Annotated in this window: 32 protein-coding genes; 10 read left to right on the forward strand and 22 right to left on the reverse strand. The window is 40.7% G+C overall.

From position 1 onward, the window contains the following. The 22 genes from ACLCEG_RS07260 to ACLCEG_RS07365 form a co-directional block, all read right to left on the reverse strand. On the reverse strand, window positions 1–1,329 hold the full coding sequence (locus tag ACLCEG_RS07260; RefSeq protein ID WP_410566875.1) for a DUF2213 domain-containing protein: 1,329 nt from the start codon (window positions 1,327–1,329) through the stop codon (window positions 1–3). A 7-nt stretch (window positions 1,330–1,336) separates the two neighbouring features. Continuing rightward, window positions 1,337–1,711, reverse strand: a complete 375-nt coding sequence (locus tag ACLCEG_RS07265) for a hypothetical protein (RefSeq protein ID WP_077164641.1) — start codon at window positions 1,709–1,711, stop codon at window positions 1,337–1,339. 56 nt (window positions 1,712–1,767) lie between these two features. Next, on the reverse strand, window positions 1,768–1,998 hold the full coding sequence (locus ACLCEG_RS07270) for a hypothetical protein (protein WP_077164640.1): 231 nt from the start codon (window positions 1,996–1,998) through the stop codon (window positions 1,768–1,770). A gap of 3 nt (window positions 1,999–2,001) precedes the next feature. Beyond that, window positions 2,002–2,589, reverse strand: coding sequence for a phage minor head protein (locus ACLCEG_RS07275; protein WP_410566877.1), 588 nt, complete (start codon window positions 2,587–2,589; stop codon window positions 2,002–2,004). Window positions 2,590–2,659: 70 nt separating this feature from the next. Continuing rightward, a complete protein-coding gene (locus ACLCEG_RS07280) occupies window positions 2,660–4,072 on the reverse strand; it encodes a DUF1073 domain-containing protein (RefSeq protein WP_410566879.1) in 1,413 nt (470 codons plus the stop codon). A 12-nt stretch (window positions 4,073–4,084) separates the two neighbouring features. Next, on the reverse strand, window positions 4,085–5,743 hold the full coding sequence (locus tag ACLCEG_RS07285; protein WP_410566881.1) for a terminase: 1,659 nt from the start codon (window positions 5,741–5,743) through the stop codon (window positions 4,085–4,087). After that, entirely contained in the window at window positions 5,740–6,246 is a 507-nt protein-coding gene (locus ACLCEG_RS07290) for a DUF2280 domain-containing protein (RefSeq protein WP_410566883.1), read from the reverse strand. The genes ACLCEG_RS07285 and ACLCEG_RS07290 overlap by 4 nt, the downstream gene beginning before the upstream one ends. Before the next feature lie 59 nt (window positions 6,247–6,305). Further along, window positions 6,306–6,947 (reverse strand): putative metallopeptidase, encoded by a 642-nt coding sequence (locus tag ACLCEG_RS07295; protein WP_410566885.1) that lies wholly within the window; start codon window positions 6,945–6,947, stop codon window positions 6,306–6,308. Beyond that, a complete protein-coding gene (locus tag ACLCEG_RS07300) occupies window positions 6,916–7,350 on the reverse strand; it encodes a hypothetical protein (RefSeq protein ID WP_410566887.1) in 435 nt (144 codons plus the stop codon). The genes ACLCEG_RS07295 and ACLCEG_RS07300 overlap by 32 nt, the downstream gene beginning before the upstream one ends. Before the next feature lie 14 nt (window positions 7,351–7,364). Continuing rightward, a complete protein-coding gene (locus tag ACLCEG_RS07305) occupies window positions 7,365–7,556 on the reverse strand; it encodes a hypothetical protein (protein ID WP_410566889.1) in 192 nt (63 codons plus the stop codon). Between the two features lie 86 nt (window positions 7,557–7,642). After that, window positions 7,643–7,861, reverse strand: a complete 219-nt coding sequence (locus ACLCEG_RS07310; protein ID WP_001017703.1) for a hypothetical protein — start codon at window positions 7,859–7,861, stop codon at window positions 7,643–7,645. 143 nt (window positions 7,862–8,004) lie between these two features. Beyond that, complete coding sequence (locus ACLCEG_RS07315; RefSeq protein ID WP_000959661.1) at window positions 8,005–8,757, reverse strand: hypothetical protein; 753 nt, start codon at window positions 8,755–8,757, stop codon at window positions 8,005–8,007. A gap of 10 nt (window positions 8,758–8,767) precedes the next feature. Further along, complete coding sequence (locus ACLCEG_RS07320; RefSeq protein WP_410566891.1) at window positions 8,768–9,169, reverse strand: DUF559 domain-containing protein; 402 nt, start codon at window positions 9,167–9,169, stop codon at window positions 8,768–8,770. Further along, the gene (locus ACLCEG_RS07325; protein WP_000378367.1) at window positions 9,169–9,492 is read right to left on the reverse strand and encodes a hypothetical protein; all 324 of its coding nucleotides are present in this window, start codon (window positions 9,490–9,492) and stop codon (window positions 9,169–9,171) included. The genes ACLCEG_RS07320 and ACLCEG_RS07325 overlap by 1 nt, the downstream gene beginning before the upstream one ends. Continuing rightward, the gene (locus ACLCEG_RS07330; RefSeq protein ID WP_002124180.1) at window positions 9,482–9,688 is read right to left on the reverse strand and encodes a hypothetical protein; all 207 of its coding nucleotides are present in this window, start codon (window positions 9,686–9,688) and stop codon (window positions 9,482–9,484) included. The genes ACLCEG_RS07325 and ACLCEG_RS07330 overlap by 11 nt, the downstream gene beginning before the upstream one ends. Beyond that, the gene (locus ACLCEG_RS07335; RefSeq protein WP_000159939.1) at window positions 9,681–9,809 is read right to left on the reverse strand and encodes a putative phage replication protein; all 129 of its coding nucleotides are present in this window, start codon (window positions 9,807–9,809) and stop codon (window positions 9,681–9,683) included. The genes ACLCEG_RS07330 and ACLCEG_RS07335 overlap by 8 nt, the downstream gene beginning before the upstream one ends. Beyond that, on the reverse strand, window positions 9,806–10,576 hold the full coding sequence (locus ACLCEG_RS07340; protein ID WP_057061367.1) for an ATP-binding protein: 771 nt from the start codon (window positions 10,574–10,576) through the stop codon (window positions 9,806–9,808). The genes ACLCEG_RS07335 and ACLCEG_RS07340 overlap by 4 nt, the downstream gene beginning before the upstream one ends. After that, a complete protein-coding gene (locus ACLCEG_RS07345; protein ID WP_049590677.1) occupies window positions 10,573–11,466 on the reverse strand; it encodes a hypothetical protein in 894 nt (297 codons plus the stop codon). The genes ACLCEG_RS07340 and ACLCEG_RS07345 overlap by 4 nt, the downstream gene beginning before the upstream one ends. 58 nt (window positions 11,467–11,524) lie before the next feature. After that, on the reverse strand, window positions 11,525–11,881 hold the full coding sequence (locus ACLCEG_RS07350; protein WP_410566894.1) for a hypothetical protein: 357 nt from the start codon (window positions 11,879–11,881) through the stop codon (window positions 11,525–11,527). Continuing rightward, window positions 11,878–12,192, reverse strand: a complete 315-nt coding sequence (locus tag ACLCEG_RS07355) for a hypothetical protein (protein WP_410566896.1) — start codon at window positions 12,190–12,192, stop codon at window positions 11,878–11,880. The genes ACLCEG_RS07350 and ACLCEG_RS07355 overlap by 4 nt, the downstream gene beginning before the upstream one ends. 47 nt (window positions 12,193–12,239) lie before the next feature. Next, window positions 12,240–12,506, reverse strand: coding sequence for a hypothetical protein (locus ACLCEG_RS07360; protein ID WP_144677599.1), 267 nt, complete (start codon window positions 12,504–12,506; stop codon window positions 12,240–12,242). Between the two features lie 16 nt (window positions 12,507–12,522). After that, entirely contained in the window at window positions 12,523–12,714 is a 192-nt protein-coding gene (locus tag ACLCEG_RS07365; protein WP_144677601.1) for a Cro/CI family transcriptional regulator, read from the reverse strand. Between the two features lie 115 nt (window positions 12,715–12,829). Between ACLCEG_RS07365 and ACLCEG_RS07370 the strand changes: the two genes are divergently transcribed. The 10 genes from ACLCEG_RS07370 (at window position 12,830) to ACLCEG_RS07415 (ending at window position 18,309) form a co-directional block, all read left to right on the forward strand. Beyond that, entirely contained in the window at window positions 12,830–13,579 is a 750-nt protein-coding gene (locus ACLCEG_RS07370) for a S24 family peptidase (protein WP_144677603.1), read from the forward strand. Window positions 13,580–13,619: 40 nt separating this feature from the next. Then, window positions 13,620–13,922 carry a hypothetical protein gene (locus ACLCEG_RS07375; RefSeq protein WP_410566899.1) on the forward strand — a complete coding sequence of 101 codons (303 nt, stop codon included), beginning with the start codon at window positions 13,620–13,622 and terminating at the stop codon, window positions 13,920–13,922. A 217-nt stretch (window positions 13,923–14,139) separates the two neighbouring features. Next, a complete protein-coding gene (locus ACLCEG_RS07380) occupies window positions 14,140–14,580 on the forward strand; it encodes a hypothetical protein (protein ID WP_144677607.1) in 441 nt (146 codons plus the stop codon). A 2-nt stretch (window positions 14,581–14,582) separates the two neighbouring features. Beyond that, entirely contained in the window at window positions 14,583–14,906 is a 324-nt protein-coding gene (locus ACLCEG_RS07385) for a hypothetical protein (RefSeq protein WP_144677609.1), read from the forward strand. A gap of 11 nt (window positions 14,907–14,917) precedes the next feature. After that, complete coding sequence (locus tag ACLCEG_RS07390; RefSeq protein WP_410566902.1) at window positions 14,918–16,039, forward strand: ATP-binding protein; 1,122 nt, start codon at window positions 14,918–14,920, stop codon at window positions 16,037–16,039. Further along, entirely contained in the window at window positions 16,036–17,037 is a 1,002-nt protein-coding gene (locus ACLCEG_RS07395) for a hypothetical protein (RefSeq protein ID WP_410566904.1), read from the forward strand. Before ACLCEG_RS07390 ends, ACLCEG_RS07395 begins: the two co-directional genes overlap by 4 nt. After that, entirely contained in the window at window positions 17,037–17,333 is a 297-nt protein-coding gene (locus ACLCEG_RS07400) for a hypothetical protein (RefSeq protein ID WP_410566906.1), read from the forward strand. The genes ACLCEG_RS07395 and ACLCEG_RS07400 overlap by 1 nt, the downstream gene beginning before the upstream one ends. After that, entirely contained in the window at window positions 17,334–17,900 is a 567-nt protein-coding gene (locus ACLCEG_RS07405) for a hypothetical protein (protein ID WP_410566908.1), read from the forward strand. It abuts the gene before it with no gap. Beyond that, window positions 17,897–18,121, forward strand: coding sequence for a hypothetical protein (locus ACLCEG_RS07410; RefSeq protein WP_001286975.1), 225 nt, complete (start codon window positions 17,897–17,899; stop codon window positions 18,119–18,121). Before ACLCEG_RS07405 ends, ACLCEG_RS07410 begins: the two co-directional genes overlap by 4 nt. After that, window positions 18,118–18,309 (forward strand): hypothetical protein, encoded by a 192-nt coding sequence (locus ACLCEG_RS07415; protein ID WP_410566910.1) that lies wholly within the window; start codon window positions 18,118–18,120, stop codon window positions 18,307–18,309. The genes ACLCEG_RS07410 and ACLCEG_RS07415 overlap by 4 nt, the downstream gene beginning before the upstream one ends.

The raw sequence follows: 18,309 nt of genomic DNA on the forward strand, positions 1-18,309 counted from the left end.
TTAATTTCCTTTGTTTGCCCAATGTTCACGGTTTCGTTTGTTAATTTCAGCCGGTGTAATTGGTGCTCGACCAAAATCACGAGTTGAAATGCCTGAACGAATGCCCGCGGAGTTGTTTTTTTGCTTGATTAGCTCGGATGCCCCAATAAATGCAGCATCGACCGTATGAATTGGCATAGTGTCAAAGTTTGGATTTGCACCAACAAATGGCGCTAAAACTTTTTGTCCATCTTCTGTAGCATAGGCCTGTTTAAGTACATTACGCTTAGTGTTTAAGACGGCTTGTCCATTATTAGCACTGTCGAAAGTTGGCAATTTAAAGCCAGGTACTAACACTTCTGCACGTGATAAAACTTCCTGAAGGGAGTCACCAGTATGGTTTTGAATACCTTGTTCAGATAACTTTTGAGCTTGTTCAGCTTCCAAAATATCGTCTTCGGTTTTCTTACCTTCGCCGTCTTCATCACCATCTTCATCTTCAGTTTTCTTTTCAGAATCATCCGAATCTTTGGTTTTTTTCTTCTTCTCCAAAGCCACCAATCGAGCATCCATAGTTTTGAGGGTTTTTAGAATTTGAAGATTGATAGCGGCGTCAGTTGTCTGGCCACCTTCATCACCATCATCATCACCTTCATCTTCGGTTTTGATATCTGGCGCTTCATCTTCCACCGCTTTGGCTAATTTCTCAGCCTCATCTGCATCCTTAGTTTTAACTAGATTGCGGATACGATCAGCAAAACTAATTTTCTTTTTAGCCATAAAGCTATCTCCAATTTTACAACGCGACCCACAACGCCCCTTATCAACCAGAGCAATGTGATTACCAAAAATATTTGTTTGAAGCCCTTTTCCTACGCTGATTTCTGTGTAATCAGCGTCATATCCTAAAGAGATCTCAACCTTTCCTTTCATCACAGCATCAATCATGTCTTTGTCTGTAATGAGCAGATCCGCCACCAAACAATCAGAATTTTCAGCCTCTCCACGGCGAACATCGTGTGCAGTTCCATTTGTAAGTTGCTTCCAATTCTCTGGTGTTACCCAATCCTCAGGATGATCATCAGTGACAGATTTTCCTTCGAAACTAGCGATCGTACGTGGATCGAATAAAACATCCTCACCACGTTCAATAATTATTAGGCCAGAGTTATCAGCGGTAACTGGCACCTCACCATCGCTATAAAGCAATTTACCAATCCGAGCTAATGGCACCTCTCGACAAAGTAAATAACCTTCAGGAGTGATTTCCCGTGTCCGCCCAATTTGGCCAGTAGTGTAGAAATTAGATCTATCTACCGTGGCCTTTGATTTAGTTTTCTTTTTAAACATGGTTCACCTATGGTTTTTTAGGTGGCGCATGAAAGAAAACTAACTCACGCCCTCGAAAGAAATCCGGGTAATTTTCTGAGTCTGCAAAAAAATGTTGAATGCCAATTGTGATATGTTGGCATGAAACATAAATCCTTAAAGAGCCATTCCTTGCAATTTCAACGGCGGTTATATTTTTCTCTCCAAAATGTTGATGAAGTTTTTTTAGCAATTCATTGATATATATCTGCTCATAATCCTTGAAATCACACGGTTTTTGTCTTTTTAAACCACTTTCTACAAACTCAGCTAATGGATCTACCAACCCCGGAATTTCTTCAGGATGCACACCTATATCCATTGCTTGCTTAACTAGCTCTAGTCGAATGTCTTGGATGTTCATAGTTTTTTCTCGGCAATAAAAAACCACCCGAAGGTGGTTAAGTAATCTTTAATTAGTTAAATCGGCATAACAGACCAGTGTGTTAAAACTTCATCAACATCTAAGTAATCTTCAATTTCTGCTGAGTTTAAATTGCTAAGCCACGTACGCTTCCAAACCGTCTCATCCTCTGGCACATGTTCTAAATCTAAATATGCAGAATAGATATTGTTCTTGCTTGTCTTAACCAAAACAGCATCATCACTCATTGGAAGCTGGTCTTTATTTATCTCAATCCAATTAATCATGTATTAATCCTCAGGAATCACTGGCTCAGGATAACATCGGCAGTTAGGTAAGCACCCCGCATGACCTTCCATTCCATCTAAGGTTGGTGGATTTTCCCAAGCAACAAATTTTCCATTCATTTCCTTGTGACTCTGCCTAACATCGCCGTCTTCGCTGGTACGCCAGATATAACCCTCGGATCCAAGATTCTCGGCTCTAGCTTGAGTAAATACGCATGATGCTCGGCTAACCTCAGTACGCGCAATTGTATTTGCTCTGGACTTTGTGACATGTCCAGTTGCCATAATTAAGCCAGCTATTTCACTTGATCGAGCACCCTCAATAAGTGATCGAGTGGATAAGTCCTGTATGCGCTGAGCTGCTCCTAATGGCAATGATGTGATTAACCTCACCTGGTCATTTAAAAGCTGCTGATATACGGCTCCAGTATCGGTATTACGGATTTGTTCACGCACACCGCGCGAAAGATCCTTAGCGTAAATAAGCCAAGTTTTCTCGTCACGTAGTGCTACATCTGTAATGATTCGACCTGCCGCGTTTTGTGCCCAAAACTGAAGTGTATTTGCATACTCATTTAATGATGCAATCATTAGCGGGTATGTTCTTGGATCGTTGACATCAAAGCCCTTTACGATCGTATCAACATATCCCGCAATCTTTCTAAGCTGCTGACTGTATCGAATCTCGGTCTTTCTCGCCAGGTTCGGAGAGATCCGACTTATTTGGCTCTTCATCGTCATAACCTTCTCTTGGCGGCGGTGGATCATCTTCAGCCTGATTAATTTCCTCATCAGAAATATGAGAGAAAATACCGGTAGATTCGCTTGATTGGCGTAATTCTTTTAACGCCGTTTGACGTGAAAGAATTCCAGCCTCTTCGACCTTAGTAACTGCCTCGGCAACCTTTGCAGCAATCTCAGCCTTTTTCTCATCGTCAATTTGCCACAATGAAGCGAAATCAAATTTAAATGAGCTTGGCAGTGGTTTACCCAACTTTGATCGAGAAACAATTTCAATCAACTTATGCAACGGCGTACGCATACGACCTTCTTGTTGCTGGTTGATATTGTCGTAATAGTTGGATAAATCAGACTCACCAGTAGCATTAAAACCAGCCGGTGATTGCCCAAATAATCGAACTAATGGAATACCTAAGGCTCCAGCAATTTGTTGGCCAAACTGCATCAGAATATTATCAAGACCAGAAAAACTATATTGATGGGCCTCATAGGTATCGTCAGCATCCATCAATGTTAGGCCTTCGTTAGATTGCCATAGACGGATCTGATTGATTTGCTCAACTAAAGCATCGTACATCCGACCGCCTGCGGCGATAAGATTACGTAATCCCTTAACCTTGTAAGTGCGTAAATGCGCTTTATAGATGAGCTGTCCAGCACCTAAGGTTGCACTATCAAAAATTGTTAGCCGATCCTCTAAGCGCTCAATAACAGATTGGCCCCATAGGTTTTCTGCAATTGCCTGCCAGTATGGGAGCTTAATGCCATCCATTCTAAAGACACGTGAGTAATGGACTCTTTGATTACAAAGCCCCGCTGAGTCTGTTCTGACATCATAGTATTTAGGCATCCCATAATCTGGACCATACTCAGTGACTAAATCTTGTAAAGTCGGTTGAACCATCCAGCGATCTAAAACAAGCAAACCTTTGAATTGATCTTTACCAATAGTATTTACATTAAGAGGTGTAGAAACATTTTGGCCATCAATCAACATTACTGCGATAGCCCCGCCGTAAAGTCGGGACCAACGAATTGTTTCATTGATTTTGTCCCAAGCTTGTAAGCGGTCTAGCTCCTGATTAATTGCTTCTACATCTTCAGGGTCTTCCATACCACGAATATTGATACCCTCGCGGGTCATATCATCCGCAACCACATCAACCGCTTGGCCAACCACCCAACTTGAGCGGTACATAGCTTCAAGCTTTACGCGATTCCGACTTAAGAAGTTAAAGCCATAACCAGACTGGTCATGCTGATTTCCAGAACCTAAGCCAACGCGAGCGGCGAAATTCTGGAATGAGTCTTTAGTAAATTTAATTAAGCCCATAACCTTTCTCTTTTACAGCTTGCCCCAGACATTGAGTTCAGCAATTTTCGGGTTAAAACAGATCATGACGGCATCACCACGGTTAGGTGATGCTGTGCCATCAGGCTGTTTATTAACTAAGATTTTTCCGACACCATTTTTTGTATAAGTCGGTTGAGATAACTCAGTTGTAAGTAATGCCAATTCCTTAGCATCGATTTCTTCAGTAGATAGTGAAATGATCATGTCCGGATCATAGTCACGGCCTTCGAGTGCTCTAAAGGTCTCTTGGAAGCGCAAACGAAGCGACCACCAAGATTGAGCTTTAAGATTGGCAAAAAAGTCTTTGTTGTGACGATCTTCTACCATTTCACCATCTGGGTCATGAACGGAACCAGATCCACGGAACGACTCGACATTAACTTCAAATAAACCAAGTTCACGGCGTTTTTCATTGATAACACGAGCATCACCTTTAACACCCGCACCAAGTCCGTCAGCATCATAGAAAAGCGTGTCTATAGATTTTTCCGCACAATAATCCATAGCCTTCTGAGTGGTACCGAATATGTCATCACCTTTACCAGACCAAGTGGCCAAGTAATTCATAACTACGCCGTGGCGTGCAGCAAGTGAGTTTTTATCCTTGCCACCATCGGCCACATCTAAGCCGCCGATACGGTCACCTGTAGGCTCAATATGAAGTTTCTTATGTGCATCAAGCGAAGCCTGAACCCAAGCTGAAGGAATCAAGACACCCTCAACTGAAGCGGCGTAGTTAATATCTACTTCTTGAGCTAGTACAACATCGTCTAGTGTGGCCAACTGCTTTTCATACCATGGGTAAATGACTTTGCCGTTATATGTAACAGTCCAGTTCTTATCCGGGTTATCCCGCCAAGGCATTGTAAAAACTGAATAACGGCCGCTAAATCTATCCTGGTGAAATCGATCACCAATGCCGTTAGGTGTGGATCCTTTGATATGAACGTTCGTGTTTTGAGAGATAGCAGCATCTACAGCTTCTTGTCGTTCAACGAATGCCCATTCATCCAAAAAGTACATCGTGGTACGACCACCACGGCCGATATTGTCGCCAGCTTCACCAGTAATGGTTGCGCCGTTATCCGGGTTAATGATGCGCATGTAGTTATCATGAACTTTCTCAACAAAGCCCTTAGGTTTTAACCAGTCAGGCATTTTGCTGAACATATCGCGGAATTTATGAAATAGGGTTTTAGGGTCGCCCTTCTTATCTACAAGTTCCTCTTTACGGCTCCCGACACCACCCGCAAAACCTTCAACAAATAACCAACGATGTAAGAAAAAACCCAACACAACGTAACTCATCCCCTCATCACGGGATTTTTCAATTAGGCCGTGTGTTTGAGTGCTTTCACGTTCCACTAGCCACGCCACAAGCTCAACCTGTTTAGGACGCAATACAAATGGGATATTGGCAGGCAGACCAAATGCCATACCACGCGGATCGTATGTCCAGATCCAATGGTTAAACCAATGAACTGGATCCTTGCTACATTTGTATATTTCCGCTTGAATGCTAAGTTCGTTTTGCTCAATTACTGCCTTGTAGTAGTAACGCCGTGACATTTCAGCAATTACTTCAGGCAAGCGAGTATTCACCGTCCATTCTTTAATTAACGGCGCTATTTCATCTAATGCGTATGTCATAGCTTTCCATTAATCACTAAGCGCGAAAGCTCAGCCGGACTGAGTTTTTCAAGCTCATCTGGTGTAAATACTGGAGTCGTAGGCAATTGAGTATTTTCTGTTTTAATCGCCCCGCCACCAGCGCCGGTAATTTCTAGGCGTTTCTCGTAAAAACCTTTCACAATCTTTTGCATCTGGTCCACGATCTTAATTGTCATGGTCACGTTGTTTTTTTTGGCCCAAAGCAAATCACTTAGAATTTTCAACTGAACAATGTCATTAGCCCCACTAATGTTGTGTATTGGCTGTTTGAGATATTCCTCTCGCGCAACCTCAAAAACTTCCTTGTATTCTTTTCTTAAGTCACGCCCTGCAACCTTGGTCGGGTCATAGGCTTCTACTTGCTGCGGTGACACATCAACTTTGAAAGTTTCCTTGATAGCCTTAACAACTTCTGTGGGTGTCATGAATTGCGCAAGAGACCGAACTATAAAGAGTTGCTCGGCTTTTTTAAGCTTTGCCATAATTCAAAATCCATCAAGGCCCATCAAGGAAACAGGCCAAAAAAAATGAGCCAATCGGCTCAACTAATTAGACAAGTTCCACAGCACTTGGAAATATTTACATCAGATACAAACGGCGCTTGCTTCGCCACTTCAATAAGTCGCTTCACGTTCTCGTCTGCTCCCCAGCGTTTTACTACGCCCACAAACTCTTCAACATCATGGCCAGCCAAATAGTGTTTTGGTAATCCAGTCATTTCACTGTAAAGAGCTTCGCCGTCCTCATCGCGCTCCACCCCAATGTGATAAAGCTCATGTTCGATTAAAGCGCAAAAATCTCGGTCCGTTGCTTGTTCGCAAAAACTAGCATCAATAGTGATGAGATAAACCGGCACATAACCAAACCAATCACGCATTTGTTGTTCCTGGCGAGCCTTGCGCCAGCCACCAACATTGAACATGACTTTTTCACACTGGCCAGAAACCATTTGTTTTTTTACAGTGCAAGCCTGCGATGCCCATGCAAATGCGATAAAACCCTCGTTCTCATGAATCAATTCAGCGATATGGTCATGGTCGGGGTTATATAGTTCACCGCCTATAGTTAAATAATTTTTAATCACCCAATCCATTAAATCTGGTGCCGGTGTTAAGCGTGTAGCTTCTTCATCTTCTGCCTGATCAATAAAATCAGTCGGTGGAAATGGTCTTATTTGTTCCATTTTCGATTACCTTTAATTTATTTTTGATCAAGTTAATTACATAGCCAGATAAAACAGCATCGGGATGGAAGCGCTCAATCTTATATCCCATCTCTTCAGCTTGATCGTATCTATCAAGGCTCCAAGCTTTATTAGCCAACTTGCCGCCACGTCCACCAGACCAAGGACCACCCTCAATCTCAATCAACAAGCGTAATTTCACAATATGGAAATCAAAGCGCCAATGTTTTGTATGGATGGGTTGAAACTTACTTTCAAAGCCAATGGCCAAATCCGTTAATTCTTCTTTTAGAGTTGCTTCAGCTTCTAAATAGTTTTGCTTGGCTTTTGGTAATGGTGTGCTCTTTGGCTTGGGTTTTCTTTCTTTTTTCCTGGTGAGAATAAAATACTTTTTAGGATCCATCGCACCACCTATATTTATAAGAACCCCTCAGGTTTATTGCTAAGCCGTGCAATTAATTTGTTTTGCTTTGCTATGGCCAAAAAAAATCGCTCATCTAATTGAGCGATCTCTTCTTGGGTTAAGCCTTGCGTGGTGCAACTGCCTGTGTGATTTAGCTCTCTTTGGAGCTGTCCAATCTCAAAAGTGATTTTTTGAAATTCAGTCATAAATGCTCCAAAAAAGAAAAAGCCCCGCCAATAATCGATATTTAGCGGGGCCATTTGCGCCGTAATACGTCCGGCAAACGATAAAACTAGTTTTTAGGTGCTCTAAGGATATTTAGAACTTTCTCAGACATATCATGTAAGTCAGATCCAATTGGCAACCAGAAATGGAACACCGTATTGTCGCGGTTAAAAACTTGCTTGTAGTACTCAGTTTTAAAAGATGGGTCGATATCTGAAGCTTTTAACAATCGCCCTTCTTTTTCAATCTTTTGCCCGTCAAGTTCACCACCAACACAGATATTCATTTTAAGTACCAGATTTTAATTAGACTGGACTATAGCACAAAATAAAAAAGCCCACCGATTGGCGAGCTCTTAAATTCATTCTGGCGATTACTTTACATTTCGCCCATTTTAGAAATCTTTATACTCAAGTGTATACCCAACTGTCAAGCGTAAGTTTCTTGACTATCAGGAAGTTCAAAACGGAATGATCGAGAAATACGCGTTCTAATTTCATTTTCCCATTCAGCAACGATTGATTCTCCAAACAGCTCAAATTTCTGATAACTCTTTATATAAGCTGTTTTGGTTGCATCAATGCCAGCAATATTCATTTTCTCTTTCAACGTATATGGTCGTTTTCCAGTTCCATTACACTTCCCACAAAACATGGCCCCATTTGGAAAGCCATTTAAACCAAATGTCTCAATTTTACCCAACCCTTGGCAGACTCCACACATAGCCTTAACAAAAACATGGCCACGCAAAATAATCTCAGCCATACCTTTTGCCAGATTAGTAAGATCACCTTGGGCATTAGTAGGGGTAAATTTTTTCTTTACCATTTCTTTATGAATCTCTACCGCTAATTTATTTCGCGCTCGGAAAAAATTACCTGATTTAATCTCACCACGAACAAACTCAACCTTACCCGGAATATCTTCAATACGGCGTTCGGTTTGAAAATTAAAGTCATACTTACTGTAAAAAGTTTCAGTCTGTTTTTGTGCTGGGGTAATTATTGCGATTCGCTCAAAATCAACCTTTTCAATCAAGACAGTGGCCCAAAGCTTTGCAGCTGGTGATAAAAGTGCTAATTCACCTAAAACAACATCTTTCGAAATTTTCTTTCCTTCAGCTTTGCCTTGAGCAATAGCAAGGCGAAGTAACTCAATAAAATCAAACTTTTCAACCAACATAATCGCCTTCCTATTTACCCTTAATTAATAATTCAATTTGCTTTAATGCCATACCGGACTTAACTTGCGCTGTGCTGAACCGTAAAACTGTAAAACCCATCATTGCTGCGGAGTTGTATTTCTCCATATCCCCTAAATAGCCCTTGCCTCTTGTGTGACGGCCTCCGCTCCAGATCCCGCCTTCTACCTCAATCAAAATCTTTGTACCCGTTATTAAAAAATCTGCTCTCCATTTACGTTCAGGATGGAATTTATATTCCTGTTCAAAACTGATCTTGCATGCTTTTAAATGTGTTGCCAGAACCATTTCACCCACACTTGGTTGTCTGGCAATTTGCTTTGCTGAACGCCGCTTTTTATTTTTCTTAATAGGAAATAACTTACGGTATTCAGCAATGCTGACTGATGACATCAAGCACCACCTTTCAGCAAATGGTCCAATTGATTAGCAAAGCAGTTATAAACTCGCGCTTTATCCTGATCACCTAAAAGGCTGGATGAATGAGCATCTTGTTTATACTTCTGAGCCAGTTTTTCAATTGACTCACTTAGTTCAACCAGAGTGCTTTGCTTTTTACCGCTGAGTGGTTCAATTGAGCGTGATACGTGGTCAGCCATTTCTTTTTCCATCTGATCGAAGTAACTTTGACGTGCTAAATCTCTCGACTTGATTAGCTCTGGTGAAATAAGCTTTTCCATTTCACGGCGTTGCGCTTCAATCCATCTACTGTCCATTTTTTGCGCCCTCCGCATTAAACTTCTTCGCTTGGTCAAGTGCCTTCTCTAATTGAAGTAACTCGTTGTAATCAGTATTAGATAAGCCACTACGGTTATATCGGCCTCGTAATTTTTCACAAAGAGTCTTAACTTCTGCAAAACCGCAGTAAGAATTTATTAACTCTTCAACTGCACAGTGTTGGCATTTACTCATGGCGATATCCTTTTTCATCTAGCTCTTTACGCGCCAACCACCACAAAACCACCGCACCGCAAAGTACTGCTGTTACACACGAAATGAGTAAGCCACAGCTTAAAATCTCGAATTTAGTCATGATCCTGCCCCACCAAAACGCAAGTCATCCCAGTCACACTCAACTACTGTCAAACCATCATGTTGAAACCGAGACCATAAACGGTCCCCTAAGTTTTCCTTCAAACCTTGCGCCTTTTCTGTAGATTCAAGCGTCATGTTTGAAATTAAAACTGTCGGCTTTTTTTCGTCATAACGTGCATATAAAACTTTATGAACGAGCTGCAATCGACTCTCGTGTTGGTCGTGCAAACCATATTCATCCAATATCAATAAATCACAGTCCGTGAAGCGAAAAATTGCATTTGCTTCATTGTCATCTGGCTTTGTCCATGCAGTCGCAATTTCATTTGCCATGTCTTCTGAGGTGACGTAACGAACATAACTACGCTTGTCTAAAACGTTACGAGCAATAGCACATGCAAGATGGGTTTTGCCTGTTCCTGTACGCCCAACCATAATCAGATTGCGCTTCTTCCCTGAATTAAAATCTTGAACAAATTTATGGCAAGCAGCTTTAGCTTCTTTCTGCGGATCAATACTCACCACATAATTTTTAAATCCGCTTTCCTTGTGGCGCTCAGGAAGTTTTGCTCCGGCAAAATGTTTCTCGCGTACCATAAGGTTGACTTGGTGTGCGTGTACAATTTGTGATTTCACATACGCTTCATTTGCACATGTTTGGCAAACTGGACGACCAATTAGTAAAACCATTAACTCATTGTGTTTAGGGCAAAACTGATTAGTTTGTACCAGCTCAGTTTTGAATTGTTTGCTCAATGCATTCATAGCATCTCCCCTACATCGATATCATCTGTGGCTGGTGCATACTGTTTTGAATCACCCCAAGCACTGTTTACGTCTCTTGCTGGTGCAGTTTTCATTGGTGAGTTTTGTTTTTTAGGTCTTATCGACTTTGTGAATTCCTGAATTAACCAAGTTGCAAACTTTCGAGTTCGTTGGTTTTCCGTGAGATCAATTTTGTTTTCCCAGTGAGCATTGAAGTTGCCAAGATGAAATTCATAATTTGGCATTTCTAAAACCTGCTCTGCTTGTGCACCCACTTGTGAAGTCCTAAGCACATTCAGCAAAAGTTCACGATTTGGTTTCCAAGATTCTTCTTTCGCTGAAAAATTTTCAGCCGCGTTTTGTGTGTGAGTATTTTCTTGTTCTTGCTCCTGTTCCTGCTCCTGTTCCTGTTCCTGGCTTCGAAGGGGCTTTGAAGGGGCTTGTAAGGGGCTATCTATTTTGGCGTTTTCGCCACGCTTTTGAGTCATACAAAATGCTTGTGCATATTTATCGAAAAAGCTTGATAAATAAGGGCTTGACGGCAATGAGTCATACTCTTTTTGCACGTTCTTACAGCGGTTATCGGCTGGCTTTAATGACTCAGCTACTTGAAAACGTGCCATCTCGTGCACCCAGACTGTCTCCGTGGCTTCGTCATAGCTACAAAACCCCGCTTCACAGGCTCTTTGAAGCCCCTTAGAAGCCCCTTCAAAGCCCAAGCCAGTTTCATGAGCAATATATAGAAGGGGTATGTAATACAAGCCAAGCATGTTCGCGTGAGGGCTTGTCATTAAATACATAGCGACAATTAAGCCTTCAGGTGTTTGACGAAGTTTTTTTCCCGTAGTTCCCGTCCAGAAATGTGGTGAGACTTTCCCATAGTCACGCATGGTTATTTATCTCCTTTGAAGGGGGTTCGAAGGGGCTTTGAAGGGGTGATAATAATCATTACTTACCCCTTCCAAGCTTCACTAATCCGCGCATTTCCAACTGACGAATAATTCTTGGAGGAATAAATTCGTTGTTGATTTTGTAGCGAATACGAGACTTTTCTTTCACCTGAATTAGCTTGTGCCCAACCTCCATAAGGCGGCGAACTGCTATAGCTTGCCCCCCCATATGAGTTAATTCTTCAAGTTGATAAAATCTTTCCTGAGCCTCAATTGCTACATTCATAACTGAAAGTGGCATGGCTGCTAACTCTTTAGCCGAATAGATCTTTACTGGTTGCTCCAATGGAATTACCACCTCTAATGGTGTGGTGGAAACGGAAATATCCTGTTTTCTTCTTCCTGCATATCTCACTTTTCACCATCCTTTGGCTTAACATAGCCTCCAAAAGAATCGATTAAGCACGCCTTGGTTAAGCTGGTTACAATCTGCTGTGCTAACCACTGCGTTATGCGAAATTGACGAGCCATAACCTCTGAAAATTCAACTTTGGTTACTGCCGCATTATTTTCGTCATAACCTTTGTTGCGTAAATTTTGCTTTTTCACCTCAAATAGGTGCCCAAGTACTCGCAATGCAGGCTCATAAAAAGATTGGATTTCACTTTGCTGTCTCTGTTCTTGCAGATTGCCTTTATATGTTTGTTTTGATAAATTAGTTTGCATATTCATTGGTTCCTAAATTGATGAATTAAGAAGCCTGATCTTGCACATCAGGCTTTTTTATTGCCTTCGTTCCGAACGGATTGTTTACATTGTTCATATAAATCAAAGCGTTCTCTAGGTATTCCCAATACTTGTGACATAAGATTTTTATCATCCTCACAACGCTTCATATCCAAAATGGCTAACCATCTTAAATACTGGCTATTAGACCAGCCCCGCTCAAATGCCTCCCTTGCCACATGCTCCGCTACAGGCTCAGACAAATGTGTCGGCATGCATACCGTCTTTTTTGCGCTTAGCTTTTGTTTGGTCATTTTTTCTCCTAAGTTTTTAAGTTATCGATGGTTTTTTAATAATGTGAGGAATAGTTGGTTGAAGTATCACCAACCCTCTGGCCGAAACCTCAGGGACATATTCGCCCCATTGGCTGATTGCGGATCTTGAGACTCCTAAGGACCTTGCGAGATTTGCTGCACCCTTGTAAGCAACAATTGCATCTTCTGTTTTGATAAGAACTTCCATACTGGAATCCAAAATACAAAATGTTAAGTACAGTTAATCATAATTTATTTTTATTATCAAGCACACTTAATTTAATTATAGTTAAGCTAGCTTTACTTTGTAAGGTGAAGACACTATGAATACTCTTCAGGATAGATTTAATCTAGCTATAAAGCATTACGAACAAACATCTGGAAAACGCTTTGTTAAAGCTCATTTAGCTGACTTTTGTGGTGTTAGTAGACCCGCAGTATCAGATTGGATTGACAAAAATGTCCAAACTCTTGAGCAAAGTAATGCGGAAAAAGCTGCAAAATTTTTAGGTGTAAATCACCGTTGGTTAAATGGCTTAGATTCTCGAATGCTAGACGATATCAGCCAAGAAGGTAAAAACGATTCGCTATATAGACCTGTTATGGCATGGGAGGCCCCCGATGATCTTGATCCTGACTCCTTTATGATTATTCCACACGTCGATATTAAGTTTTCGGCTGGTAATGGGCGGTTAGCTGAATTTGAACCAGTACCAAAAAGGAATGGGTGCGCACAACCCTTAGAATGGTTTCAAAAGAAAAGAGTGTCGCCTAAAAATCTTATAGAGGTTGACTTAGATGGCGATAGCATGGAACCAAGGATACCAAGTGGTAGCGTTGTTATTATTGATAAGTCTATCAATAGATTGGAGCAAGTTCAGAATAGAAAGGTGTACGCTATTAGATATGGTGATGAGCTGAAAATTAAGAGGTTGTCTCGCAGGTATGACGGGGCCTTGATCATTGATAGTGATAATCCTAGTTATGAAAGAGAGATCGTTGAGCCGCAAGACTTAGAGCATATTGGTATCATTGGTAAATATGTTTCTCATTCTTATGATGGTGAAATTTAGGTGAGAAGAGTAATTAATATTTTAAAGAAAAGAGAATGTTATGATTGCAACACTTAATAAATCCAAAACTGCGCTAACAATTAATCGTCAAGAGTTTAAATTGGCATTAGGAAAAATTGGTGCAGGAATTGATAAACAAATAACTTTGCTTAAAAAAACCAAGCAGAGCTATGACGCTGCGGAAATGGCACGTGAGATCATTAGTGAAGCAAATATTTTTGAGGCAATTATTGAAGGATTTAATGAAGCAGAAGAGATCAATCTAAAGATATCTGATATAACCAATCTTGATGTAGCGCAAGAATGGATAGATGATTTTTTAGAAAAGTATTCGAATGTATAGATAGACAGCCTAAATCAACTCAATAAGCTCCATCCAACCCACCACCATGGTGGGTTTTCTTTTGCCACTAAATAAAAATAAAATTTATTTTACAAAATATTTGTTAACCTTACTTTACTTATTATTTTCTGTTAAGTATGCTTTATTCATCAAGACAATAAAAAGCCCTGACAACTTTCCACGGCAATCAGGGCTTTCCACCTACATGAGGTTAATTATGAATGTAAAAGCAATTCCACACAAGCATAAGGTAACAAGCGTTACAACAATCGCTGTACTTATAGCTTTGACATCTTGTGAATACAAAACCGCTAATTCTAGCGTCACTTCTAATTATTCATATGAAAGTAAGCAAGTGATTGCTTCTGAATATGAACTTCTAGCTGCTAAGAAAACTGGCGAACACTCAGGTGAAGGCGTAATACGCATTGACGGCTTTAAGTTAAATGTCACTTTTGATTATGAAGGTGTTCCCGACAGTTACGGCGTAGTAGGGTCTGACTTTAAAGTAGCTGAAATTACAAACCTTTCTATTGAGTCAGTAACAGACCTAAGCGGCAAGCCTTGGAACGACTTCACCAATCGCGACGACCATAAAAATATAAATATTTTGTTGGTGGGCTATATCGATCGTAACCATTGGATCGAGGAGGCTTAATCATGCAAAAAGTTAAGCATCATCCAGACGGCTACAAGTCATATTTAGGCCGAGACAATACAGGGCGCTACTCTGTTCGTATCGGCTGGCAAGTATTTGTGTCAAACGCTAATGGCACTGTGCTGTACAAAATCATTAAAGGGGTTAAGACACCTTTAGATGTAGAGAAATTCAAAACTGAATATCCGAGAGTTTGGGAAGTACTCAACCAAGAAATCCGATTTCAGCGCTCTAAGCAACTGGCTAAAGATCTAGGCGGCTCACACATCCCTTCACCTGACCGTAAAGCTTACAAGCAAAAATGCGGTTTTACTGGCTCAAGATAAGGATAAGAAAAATGGCTCTACCGATTATTACTGCTGACCAAACATTATTGGTACAAGCAATCATTGTTTACCTATACGCCGATCCTGGTCTTGGTAAGTCATCAATGGGTTTTACTGCGGAAAAAGCAATCTCTTTTGACTTTGACCGTGGTGCTCACCGTACTGGTGAATTACGTCGTGGCGCGGTTGTTCAAGTTCAACAATGGAGTGACGTTGCAAACCTTACTCCTCCGGACTTAGCACCTTATAAAACCGTAGTCATTGATACCGTGGGCGCTATGCTTGAATGCATTAAAACTCATCTATTACTTACTGCTAATAACCGTCAAAAAGATGGCTCTTTAAAGTTAAAGGCCCAAGGTTTAGCAAACCAAACTTTTAAGCAGTACATCAATACTCTGATTAGCCTTGGCAAAGATGTTGTTTTCATTGCTCATGCTTCAGAAGATCAAAACGGCGATCAAATTATTTACCGGCCAGATCTAGGCGGTAAAAACCGTAATGAACTTTACCGCATTGCAGACATCATGGGTTATCTAACAACTGTTACTACTGGTGAAGGTAAAAATGCCCGTGTAATTAATTTCAAACCTTCCCCTACACATCATGCGAAAAACTCAGGCGCATTAGGTGGTGAAACTGGAGAAGTGTGGGTACCAGATCTAAAAGCTCACCCTACTTTCTTGGCTGACCTCATCAACCTAGCCAAGGACCACATCAACACATTAACACCAGCACAACATGCGGCAGCTAAAGCTCAAGAAGAGTTAGAGAACTGGAAACAAAGTTGTGAAGAAGCTGAGCATGCTGGTGATCTTAACCAATTAACAGAGTCGCTTGATAAAGAGCACATGTACTACCAGAACATGCGCCAAGCAATGTTAATGAGAGCTAAAGCATTGAATTGCACATTCGATAAAGAACGAAATTCTTGGATTAGCCCTCCTGAATTTAACGGCATTTCAGATGAACAAAGAGACGAGCTTCAGAGCTTTATTGCTGAACGTGGCCTCGATGTAAAAACAGTGTGTGAACATTTTGGTATTGATGCCCTTATTCAAATTGAAGCGGTGAAGCTACAAGCAGTTAAACAAGAAGTTGAAACATTAGCTAAAAATGGGATGACAGCATGAATAATTTACTAACAGCATCTGAAGCATTTGCGGCTCTTCAAAAAGGTAAAACAGTACTTTGTCGTTACGCTGACGATATGTCGGATTTTGAAGACTTAGATCAATTTACAGCTTCTGTTTTTGCTAGACCAGGTTTTGAATTCTGCTTAAAGATTGAAACTATTGAATTAGCTGGTATCACATTTACCATTCCTTTAACTGTTGATGAATTAGAGGTAGGCACAGAGGTATTTGTTATTAATCCCGCTGGCTATATTGAGAAGCATGTTTATCAAGGTGTGGGCTATGGCATTGTCACAATGGTTGATGGTGGTTTTGCTCAACGTGATTTGGATAATGCCAGATTACAATATGAAGCTCTTTGTAAAGTACTTGGCGGCAATTCAATAAAAGATGTGCCTTTAAAAACTCCAGAACTTGAAATTGAGAATAAACAGTCAAAGAAGCGTAGTAAAAAAGAATCTCAGGTTAAGGCAGAAGAACCACAAGTTAAAGAAAAGACTTCTGAAGTTATTGCTGAAGTTAAACAACCCACAATTGTTATTACTGAGCAAACGAATGTCACTACTTCTGAGGATCTGTTAGTTCCAGAAACTAACGAGCCTAAAGTTGATCCTGAATATCAAAAAAACCTCGATAGCCTTCTGCAACGGGTTAAGGAGTCCAAAACGCCTGCAGAAGTAAATGCTGTTTATCGTTACGCACGTACATGGACTGATGAACAAACAAAGCCACTTCTACTTGCTACTCATAAACGGTTAGAAGAATTGGCAAATATAAAACCAGTTGAAGGTGAACCACCTTCACTAATGGTTCAGATCCAAAACGCACCTGACCTTACAACATTGGATGCACTGGAAATAGATGTGGCTGCACGAGATCCACAGATTCAGCCAAGACTTATGGATTTCGTTAAAAAGCGCCGCTTTGAATTAGAAAATCTAGCAGTTTCTCAAGCAGAAGCTGAACCAGATTATTTACTGGAGGAGCCTTTCTAATGTCGAAACAGACTACTCCAGAATTTCTATTCGAACCTAAGCTGCTACCCCAGCAGCTTTTCGAAAAGTTCGTAGTTTTCAATGTAAATGCTGGGTATCGCGGGCGAGGTACACCACACGGCGTAAACCTGATTAAAGGTAATAAAGCCACCCTTATGGTGAACAACGAAGGTGTGATGAACAAGGCAGCTCAAGAGCGCTACAAATTAATGCTTTTGAAGTATTTCAAGGAAGGTCGCTCAGCAATGGATGAGCTGAATCATGAAGTTAAACGTATTTATAGAATGGTGGCGTGAATGATTGATTTGAATAAGGAAAGAGAGGCTTTTATAGAATTCCTGAAAACTAAAGGTGTAATTAAAGTTGGTTGGAATAGTTTAGGTGTTTTAACAAACCTAGTTCGTGAAGCTGGATGCACTCTCAGCTATAACGAAATTGAACTAATGCAAGAAGTTTGGATGGAAAAAGCCAAAGCTCAGGCAGTGCAACAATCTTTTGAGATTGGTCGTCTTCAAGATCGAATCACTGAATTGCTTGATGAAAGACAAGATTTGTATGCACAGATTAATAATGATCAGGCGGTGCCAGATACTCAACAAAAGCTTACAGATACATATTATTTGGAAGGCTCAGATTATGTAGTTGATTACCCTTTCGAATATGACATTGAAATAGATAAGGGAGAAGTGCTTGAGTTGCAAAAATGGCAACGTACTGAGTCAACAAAAGTATATTTTGCAAATATCTATGAAGATGAAGATAACTTTAAAATTCTTCAATTCGCTTCAAAAGCCGAAGCTGAAAATGCAGTTGCAGAAAACTTGAAGATGTTAGAAGCAAGCGAATCGGGAGCTGAGGGATGAGTGACTATATGCACATGACACTTGAGCAGCTTCAGCAAGAACATGCAGAGTTACTTCTGTTTAATGAAGAATTGGATCGTCGTTGTAAAGCTCACAAAGCAGATGCACAAAAATATCAAACTAAGTGCTGGCACATCACAACACTTTTGATGAATCCAGTTGATCAAGACATGACTTTGAAAGCAATCCAAACAGTGATTGAAAGGGTTGGTGAAGAATGAGTAGTCTCGACTTTGAGCAACTTTATCTAATGGCCCTCATGAATAGCAAAAAGCCAAAGAACGTTTTGAATTGGGTTCATGTATCCAGACATGGGCCAGGTGCGACAAAAGCTAAAGAAATTTGTGAATATTTTGGGATAGATCCAGAAGGCACTGATTTTAGAAAAGCGGAAAGTAAGGAGGGGTGA

The sequence above is a fragment of the Acinetobacter sp. H1(2024) genome (assembly GCF_046557555.1).
GTDB classification, from domain to species: Bacteria; Pseudomonadota; Gammaproteobacteria; order Pseudomonadales; family Moraxellaceae; genus Acinetobacter; species Acinetobacter seifertii.

Coding starts and splice junctions, on each gene's coding strand:
- ACLCEG_RS07260 (WP_410566875.1), bottom strand. CDS start 1,329: ATGTTTAAAAAGAAAACTAAATCAAAGGCCACGGTAGATAGATCTAAT.
- ACLCEG_RS07265 (WP_077164641.1), bottom strand. CDS start 1,711: ATGAACATCCAAGACATTCGACTAGAGCTAGTTAAGCAAGCAATGGAT.
- ACLCEG_RS07270 (WP_077164640.1), bottom strand. CDS start 1,998: ATGATTAATTGGATTGAGATAAATAAAGACCAGCTTCCAATGAGTGAT.
- ACLCEG_RS07275 (WP_410566877.1), bottom strand. CDS start 2,589: ATGATTGCATCATTAAATGAGTATGCAAATACACTTCAGTTTTGGGCA.
- ACLCEG_RS07280 (WP_410566879.1), bottom strand. CDS start 4,072: ATGGGCTTAATTAAATTTACTAAAGACTCATTCCAGAATTTCGCCGCT.
- ACLCEG_RS07285 (WP_410566881.1), bottom strand. CDS start 5,743: ATGACATACGCATTAGATGAAATAGCGCCGTTAATTAAAGAATGGACG.
- ACLCEG_RS07290 (WP_410566883.1), bottom strand. CDS start 6,246: ATGGCAAAGCTTAAAAAAGCCGAGCAACTCTTTATAGTTCGGTCTCTT.
- ACLCEG_RS07295 (WP_410566885.1), bottom strand. CDS start 6,947: ATGGAACAAATAAGACCATTTCCACCGACTGATTTTATTGATCAGGCA.
- ACLCEG_RS07300 (WP_410566887.1), bottom strand. CDS start 7,350: ATGGATCCTAAAAAGTATTTTATTCTCACCAGGAAAAAAGAAAGAAAA.
- ACLCEG_RS07305 (WP_410566889.1), bottom strand. CDS start 7,556: ATGACTGAATTTCAAAAAATCACTTTTGAGATTGGACAGCTCCAAAGA.
- ACLCEG_RS07310 (WP_001017703.1), bottom strand. CDS start 7,861: ATGAATATCTGTGTTGGTGGTGAACTTGACGGGCAAAAGATTGAAAAA.
- ACLCEG_RS07315 (WP_000959661.1), bottom strand. CDS start 8,757: ATGTTGGTTGAAAAGTTTGATTTTATTGAGTTACTTCGCCTTGCTATT.
- ACLCEG_RS07320 (WP_410566891.1), bottom strand. CDS start 9,169: ATGTCATCAGTCAGCATTGCTGAATACCGTAAGTTATTTCCTATTAAG.
- ACLCEG_RS07325 (WP_000378367.1), bottom strand. CDS start 9,492: ATGGACAGTAGATGGATTGAAGCGCAACGCCGTGAAATGGAAAAGCTT.
- ACLCEG_RS07330 (WP_002124180.1), bottom strand. CDS start 9,688: ATGAGTAAATGCCAACACTGTGCAGTTGAAGAGTTAATAAATTCTTAC.
- ACLCEG_RS07335 (WP_000159939.1), bottom strand. CDS start 9,809: ATGACTAAATTCGAGATTTTAAGCTGTGGCTTACTCATTTCGTGTGTA.
- ACLCEG_RS07340 (WP_057061367.1), bottom strand. CDS start 10,576: ATGAATGCATTGAGCAAACAATTCAAAACTGAGCTGGTACAAACTAAT.
- ACLCEG_RS07345 (WP_049590677.1), bottom strand. CDS start 11,466: ATGCGTGACTATGGGAAAGTCTCACCACATTTCTGGACGGGAACTACG.
- ACLCEG_RS07355 (WP_410566896.1), bottom strand. CDS start 12,192: ATGCAAACTAATTTATCAAAACAAACATATAAAGGCAATCTGCAAGAA.
- ACLCEG_RS07360 (WP_144677599.1), bottom strand. CDS start 12,506: ATGACCAAACAAAAGCTAAGCGCAAAAAAGACGGTATGCATGCCGACA.
- ACLCEG_RS07365 (WP_144677601.1), bottom strand. CDS start 12,714: ATGGAAGTTCTTATCAAAACAGAAGATGCAATTGTTGCTTACAAGGGT.
- ACLCEG_RS07370 (WP_144677603.1), top strand. CDS start 12,830: ATGAATACTCTTCAGGATAGATTTAATCTAGCTATAAAGCATTACGAA.
- ACLCEG_RS07375 (WP_410566899.1), top strand. CDS start 13,620: ATGATTGCAACACTTAATAAATCCAAAACTGCGCTAACAATTAATCGT.
- ACLCEG_RS07380 (WP_144677607.1), top strand. CDS start 14,140: ATGAATGTAAAAGCAATTCCACACAAGCATAAGGTAACAAGCGTTACA.
- ACLCEG_RS07385 (WP_144677609.1), top strand. CDS start 14,583: ATGCAAAAAGTTAAGCATCATCCAGACGGCTACAAGTCATATTTAGGC.
- ACLCEG_RS07390 (WP_410566902.1), top strand. CDS start 14,918: ATGGCTCTACCGATTATTACTGCTGACCAAACATTATTGGTACAAGCA.
- ACLCEG_RS07395 (WP_410566904.1), top strand. CDS start 16,036: ATGAATAATTTACTAACAGCATCTGAAGCATTTGCGGCTCTTCAAAAA.
- ACLCEG_RS07400 (WP_410566906.1), top strand. CDS start 17,037: ATGTCGAAACAGACTACTCCAGAATTTCTATTCGAACCTAAGCTGCTA.
- ACLCEG_RS07405 (WP_410566908.1), top strand. CDS start 17,334: ATGATTGATTTGAATAAGGAAAGAGAGGCTTTTATAGAATTCCTGAAA.
- ACLCEG_RS07410 (WP_001286975.1), top strand. CDS start 17,897: ATGAGTGACTATATGCACATGACACTTGAGCAGCTTCAGCAAGAACAT.
- ACLCEG_RS07415 (WP_410566910.1), top strand. CDS start 18,118: ATGAGTAGTCTCGACTTTGAGCAACTTTATCTAATGGCCCTCATGAAT.